At 43.1% G+C, this 6,060-nt stretch carries 5 protein-coding genes; 2 read left to right on the forward strand and 3 right to left on the reverse strand.

From position 1 onward, the window contains the following. Positions 1-213 precede the first annotated feature (213 nt). On the forward strand, positions 214-807 hold the full coding sequence (locus GJV22_RS13495; RefSeq protein ID WP_163714361.1) for a class I SAM-dependent methyltransferase: 594 nt from the start codon (positions 214-216) through the stop codon (positions 805-807). Positions 808-902: 95 nt separating this feature from the next. On the opposite strand, the gene GJV22_RS13500 is transcribed toward GJV22_RS13495, so the two are convergent. The 3 genes from GJV22_RS13500 to GJV22_RS13510 all read right to left on the reverse strand — a co-directional run bounded on the left by GJV22_RS13500 (position 903) and on the right by GJV22_RS13510 (position 3,771). Next, the gene (locus GJV22_RS13500) at positions 903-1,352 is read right to left on the reverse strand and encodes a hypothetical protein (protein WP_163714364.1); all 450 of its coding nucleotides are present in this window, start codon (positions 1,350-1,352) and stop codon (positions 903-905) included. A gap of 172 nt (positions 1,353-1,524) precedes the next feature. Continuing rightward, on the reverse strand, positions 1,525-2,808 hold the full coding sequence (locus GJV22_RS13505; RefSeq protein ID WP_163714367.1) for a cytochrome-c peroxidase: 1,284 nt from the start codon (positions 2,806-2,808) through the stop codon (positions 1,525-1,527). Positions 2,809-3,303: 495 nt separating this feature from the next. Further along, positions 3,304-3,771: a hypothetical protein gene (locus tag GJV22_RS13510; RefSeq protein WP_163714370.1), complete on the reverse strand. Its 468-nt coding sequence runs from the start codon at positions 3,769-3,771 to the stop codon at positions 3,304-3,306. A 1,155-nt stretch (positions 3,772-4,926) separates the two neighbouring features. Between GJV22_RS13510 and GJV22_RS13515 the strand changes: the two genes are divergently transcribed. Then, positions 4,927-6,060: hypothetical protein (locus GJV22_RS13515; protein ID WP_163714374.1), on the forward strand; the 1,134-nt coding region annotated here is incomplete at its 3' end.

Below are 6,060 nucleotides of genomic sequence, written 5' to 3' on the forward strand. Positions count from 1 at the left end.
GGGAAACGGAGGACCGGGGTTCAGTGACGATGCTCATTGCTCACCGGTCAGTCAGAACGAAAGTGGAAATTAGGGGCTAGTCTGCGGTTAAAAAACGGCTGTCGCTTTCCGCTGATTGGTGACAGCTCCAAACAATTTGATCGTTCACCGGTTCAACAATTCAACAAATACAAAAAGCACCAACAGGGAGCTTGAAACTTAAAAACGCTTTACATGACTAATTTCTGGGACGAACGTTTTGCCGCCGAAGAATATGTATACGGCACCGAACCAAACGAATTCGTAAAACAAGAATTACAAACGCTGAAGCCGGGGAAAATTCTCTTCCCGGGTGAAGGCGAAGGCCGAAACGCCGTTTACGCAGCACAATTGGGATGGGACGTTACCGCGTTCGACAGCAGTTCCGAAGGTAAAGCCAAAGCCGAACGCCTGGCAAAATCAAAAAATGTGGCAATAGACTACCAGTTGGCAGCCTACCACGAAGCCAATTTCGCGGCCGAAAGCTTCGATGCCCTGGTGTTGATTTACACCCACGTACCGGCAGCAATGCGCCGGGAATACCATCAAAAATTCCTGAGCTTCCTAAAACCCGGAGGTTACCTCCTTGCAGAAGCCTTCTCTAAAGAGCAAATCAACAACAACACCGGCGGCCCAAGAGACATCAACATGCTTTGGTCTGAAGAAGAACTGGAGGGAGATTTTGCCACCCTTTCGAATTTAAAAGTTGAACTATTGGAAACCGAATTACAGGAAGGGGAATTTCACATGGGAAAAGCAGCTGTGATCCGTGCTGTCGGGAAGAAATAACCAGCGGTCCCCTAACCAAGGCGCAATGTGGTTACCAACGATCAAATGACTCCCCCATCGTTACCGATGCACTCAAACGAAGGCACTGTTCTTTTTTATTCGTTTCTTACTATAAACCAGGGTATTTCAAGAATACCGTTTCTAAAATAAATATTCACTTCGGTACCAACTTCAGTTCGGTTGTAAAGTGCTTTGCTGACACTTACATCATCAACTTCGTTTTGCGGCCCCCATGTCGAAAGCTTTAAATAGTAGGAGGTCGATTTTCCGGAACTTATCCTTTTGTCAAGTACTTTGGCGGTGTACTGTTCGGCTGCTGAATGGTCATAATAACAGTTGATGTGTATAACCGTTCCGAAACTATAGGCAAAAAGAACTAAACCTGAAACAGTTAAGTAATCCAATTTTTTCTTAAAGGTAATTTCCTGTTGCTTCATGAGCAGTACGAACAAGAAAGCCAACGTAATCAGGACCGATGTTGGCCAAATAGGTGAATAGTCCAAAACATCAAGGTCCCCAATTGCCCTGGCATGATACGATGTCATACTTGCAAAAAGGGTCCAGCTTTAGAAAGCTAAACCCTCGGTAAATTTTTACTTACACACTCGGCGAAACGGTGGCTTTTCAATCCACGAATGCAGCTACACGCTGTTTCTTCAGATTTTTAATACTGCAGAGATAATCAATCCGTATCGTTCATTATTGCGTTTTTCACGTTTATTCGGCGACAACATACCCGTCAGAAAGTGTTTCCATAAAAGCAACAATGGCGTCCTCTTCTGCGTCAGTCAATCCAAGGTTTCCTAATTCGTCGGTATTAACATTCTGAGATACTTCAGGAGGAGGCCAGCTTTCCACATCCCTGGTGTTGTAAAAGTGAACGACTTCCTTCAACGATTTGAAAACGCCGTTGTGCATGTATGCCTTGGGGAATTCGTTTCCCGAACTTTTACCGACGTTCCTAAGAGTTGGCACTTTGTGTTTGCCCCAATTTTCAGAAGCCATAGCTTGCCAGGCCGGATTTGGGTGATGTTCCAGAAAACCACCGAGTCCGGGATCTATCCAGGCTGCTCCCTGCGGATTGATCGGTGTTCCACCATACAGATAAACCTCGTCCATTAAATAAAACGGATTATCCGGATTTCTTGGCACACCAAGATTATCGAAAGTAAAATCGGTAAATAGCGCAGGCATGTCGCCACAATCCTCGTCGGGTTCGCTGGGATGACACAGAGAGCACATGGCTTTTCCATTAAACAATTCCATGCCCCACATTTCCTCTTCATTTAGGATTCCTTCCTCTTCTCCCATCGCGAGGTAATAATCAAACTTAGAACTGAAGGCATTCACTTCGGCCGAAGCTTCGTAGGCCGCAATGGCTAATCCAACCCGGTCGTAATTTTTGTTAATTTCTTCGGGAGTACTATAGTCAATTGATTCGCCCCAAACTTCTTCCCAAAGACCGGCATATTTCGACTCTGCAATCTGCATCAGAACTGCTGCCTTTGATGGGTTATTCTGCTCAACGGGGTTTAAAAACGGACCTAATGCCTGATCAGCTGCCGGATTACCGAGATGTTCACCGGTAGCTCTCCCGTCCCAAAAGTTTCCACCTTCAAATATCCCTTCATCTTCATCAAAATAGAAAACAGGGCTTAAAGTAGCATAGGCTGCACTTGGTGGTTTGCGATTACCAAAGCGTTGTGGAACAGCGCCCCGATACACAGATCCTAACATATTTATTCCCGCAACGGGGCCGGTAAAACCAACAGCAGGACCGTGACAGTCGGCACAGGACATTTTATCCGGAGACGAGATTTTATCGAAGAACAGTTCTTTCCCTAATTGTTCTTTTGGTGTTAAATCTACGATCGTCTTTTTTTTCAAGCTGGGCTCATCGCCCGAAAGTGTATCAGGCAGATAACTATCCTGACAGGACCAAATGAAAATGGAGAGTACAAAGAAGAGAGTCACAAAAGGCGGGGATAGATTTTTTTTCATAACGTTTTGGGTTTTTTTGAATCCGATACAATAGTGATTAGTTAATTTGCCTTTGGGGTTTACGAAGGCAATCATAAGTCTCTCAAAATAGTGGGGTCATTTTCAACGATTCAATAGTGTCGAATAATGCGAGGTATGCATGCTGATACGAATGAATAAGCTTCTTTGTTTTTCATTTCGGGGAATCGCGCAGCTATTTAGGTCAATTCTAAATACGAAAGAGCCCCTTGTCTTCGCATTGTTTAGACAAAGGGCTGTTCTGTTTTTCCTTTTTCTCACTTCCCCGGACCGCTTATTTGTTCCCCGTCCCCTCATTTGAGCGCTGGCACTCAGACGAGGGACAGGTGGATTTTACATCTTGGAATGTGCTGTAGTTATTCTTTCAATGTGTAAGCTTACCTGAAAATGTAGCTTATCCGCTTTTGCGACCGAATTCGTGCAACAGCTTGTGTTACCCGTTGCACTCAACGGAAGGGGTAAAATCGAAGGGTGGGATTACAAATCCGCGCTGGCGGGAGATGTGAACCAGGCAACAAGAAGCAGGAAAACAGGAACTAACACGATGGCGACCGTGTATGCCACGAAATATTGCGATGCTTCGATACTGCCTCTGAACTCATCCTGGTTTTGAAATGTAAAAGCCCAGTTACCGGCCAAAAGAAAACCAATAAGCCCCCAGGCGGATGCCAAAATAAGCATACTTTGGAATGCCAACCGGAGTAATCTGAAGCTTGATTGATGCGAATAACCGTTTTTATTGAAAACAAGGTAGGTTGTATTTAACAGCGCAATGAGTCCGGCCCACGAGATGATCGTACCGATGGGAAAGGTCGAATCTTTCAGAACTGGGTTACCCAGAATTGGCGAACCTGTCGCAACCAGTAAGAGGCAGGAAATGAAAATGACTGAAGAAATACAAACTGAAGCTCTGGTTTTCAAAATCAACAAAAATATGCTTTTCATTCCAACTAATTTGATCATTAAAACTTGCTAAAGGTTCTTTGCTTCTGCAAACAGGCACGCTTTACAAAAGCGCGCCAGCAGGGGAATTCCACCAGGGAAAAGCAGCGGTGATCCGGGCAATCGGGAAGAAATAAACAATGACGCTTTCTCCCATGCTATCGGTCTGAAAATAGTCAGAGATAGCCTTTATCTTATGATCGCTTACGACCTGTCATGATTAAACCTGCAGCTCTAAACCAAATAGGAGGAAGTTCAACAAAGAGAACTTTCCACCCACATAGAAGACATATAAATTTCGAAAAAAAACAGTGTAAAGGCCAAAAACACGAACCGTTTAGCTCATTCAAATAACTATTTTGATTGCCAAAAACAACCATTTGGTAAGCCAAATGAAGAAAGGGCTACATTCTTGTTTTATCCGTAATTTTCCGGATTGCCTTTAACTCGAAATAGACATAACTTTTAATTCCGGAATTTTAAAAGCAAATATTACTTCTTTCTAAAACTGGTTCATATAAAATCTCCGGAATGTGGTGATCCTAAATCGGATATCGAAAAAGATTAAGTGATGATAGACGGAAAAAGTCCGAATGTCTGAAACTGCTTCGCTGAAGCAGATGTTGTGCCGAAAATTGACTGATTCTAAAAGTACTATTCGATGCGTTTAATCTTCTACAAAACGTACAGCAGTAATTCTGCCCTGTTTGACTCAATCTGTCAATTCCAATAATCTGACAAAAAACGCTTATGGAAGAATAAAAATTCTACCTCTAAAAACATGCTGGGAAAATAACGCTCCTGATCATCCTGTTAAAGATGACTTCCCAGGCTGGTCCCGGATAAAAAGGAGCACATCTAAATGCCTGCTAATCCCACCAGGGAAGTTTAATCAATGGCTAAGAAGCCACTGGCTGGCTTAACCCAAGCACTTAAACGCCCCCTGCTCAAATCGGGATTCCACCTTTAGCAGCCAAACAAAAAACAGTAAAACTTACCCGCAGAGAACAGCACAGTTAGTGCTGAAGAGGTTTGCTATGCCATAATTTGAATAAAAAAAGAGCGCACAAGGTTGAATTTCAATCTATCGGACAAGGAGTTCATTAAACCAATTCAAAAAAAACCAAAATAAAACATAAACCTTAAAAACTCGTGAAAATGAAAAGTCTTTACCTCGTTTTAAAGCCATCCCGCACAGTACTACCGGTGCTGTTGATGGGAATTTTGATGCTAGCAGCAGTTACAACAAATGGACAAGGTCTTCTTTCTGTTGATGGAAATTATTCAAGTGCCGAATACGCCGATGCGAAAACTGAATACGATGAAATACAACCAGCCAGCAGTACCTGTGATATTGCACAGGTATGGGCAATGTTAGTTACAGCTACCAATGGAAGACCGCTTGGAGTAAAGCTTGGATTTTACAACGGGAATAATGGCGCTGCACTATTTAGAATCTACGTTGATACCGATGGTGATCCCGAAACAGGCTTAAAAGTGGATACTGACCTGAAGCCTGATTTTCCAGTTCCTGGCGTTAGTTACGTCTTCGAAATCAATGCTGGTGACGGAACTTTCGCAGCTTATGAATATGATATAACCAGTAAGAACGAATTGACAGAACTTGACATTAGCTCTTTGGACATTTATGGTGCTGCCGGAGACTACGACCCCGCCGATGGAAAGTTTTTTGAAATTTCATTCTCTTTTGATGCCATTGGATTTAATGTATGCGACCCTAATGGTGTAATAAAGATTGGAAAATATGTCGCTGTAAGTGGTGGAGCAATTCGGTCTACCATCTGTGGTTCGGGTACTTTCGAGCTCACAGTGGCTCTAGCTGGCGAGGTTACACCAAACCAAACAATCTGCGCGGGTGATACCCCAGGACAATTAACTTTAAGCTCATATAAAGGTTCTATTGTAGAATGGGAATATTCAACTGATTACGATCCCCAAAATACCAACAAAGAAAATGGAACCTGGACGAGTATTCCTTCAACATCAGCATTAGAGAAATACACTCACGGACCATTGTCTGAATCCACATATTTTAGAGCTAGGATTTCTGTTCCTGGTGGAATTTGTTCAAATAGTCTTCCTTCAGATGCTGCACTAATAACTGTAAATCCTCTTCCGACACCAGATGCCCCTGCAAATGTTACAGCTTGCGACAGCTATACTCTGCCAGCTCTGTCAGCGGATAATTATTATTACACTGGATCCGGAAAGACTGGTGATATGAAATCAGCAGGTGATGAAATAACAGCTTCAACTACGCTTTACGTGTAT

Origin of the sequence: Mangrovibacterium lignilyticum (assembly GCF_010882175.1) — a bacterium.
Lineage (GTDB): Bacteria > Bacteroidota > Bacteroidia > Bacteroidales > Prolixibacteraceae > Mangrovibacterium > Mangrovibacterium lignilyticum.

Bases quoted from the DNA above. Each gene is read 5' to 3' on its own strand.
- GJV22_RS13495 (WP_163714361.1), top strand. From the start codon at position 214: ATGACTAATTTCTGGGACGAACGTTTTGCCGCCGAAGAATATGTATAC.
- GJV22_RS13500 (WP_163714364.1), bottom strand. From the start codon at position 1,352: ATGACATCGTATCATGCCAGGGCAATTGGGGACCTTGATGTTTTGGAC.
- GJV22_RS13505 (WP_163714367.1), bottom strand. From the start codon at position 2,808: ATGAAAAAAAATCTATCCCCGCCTTTTGTGACTCTCTTCTTTGTACTC.
- GJV22_RS13510 (WP_163714370.1), bottom strand. From the start codon at position 3,771: ATGAAAAGCATATTTTTGTTGATTTTGAAAACCAGAGCTTCAGTTTGT.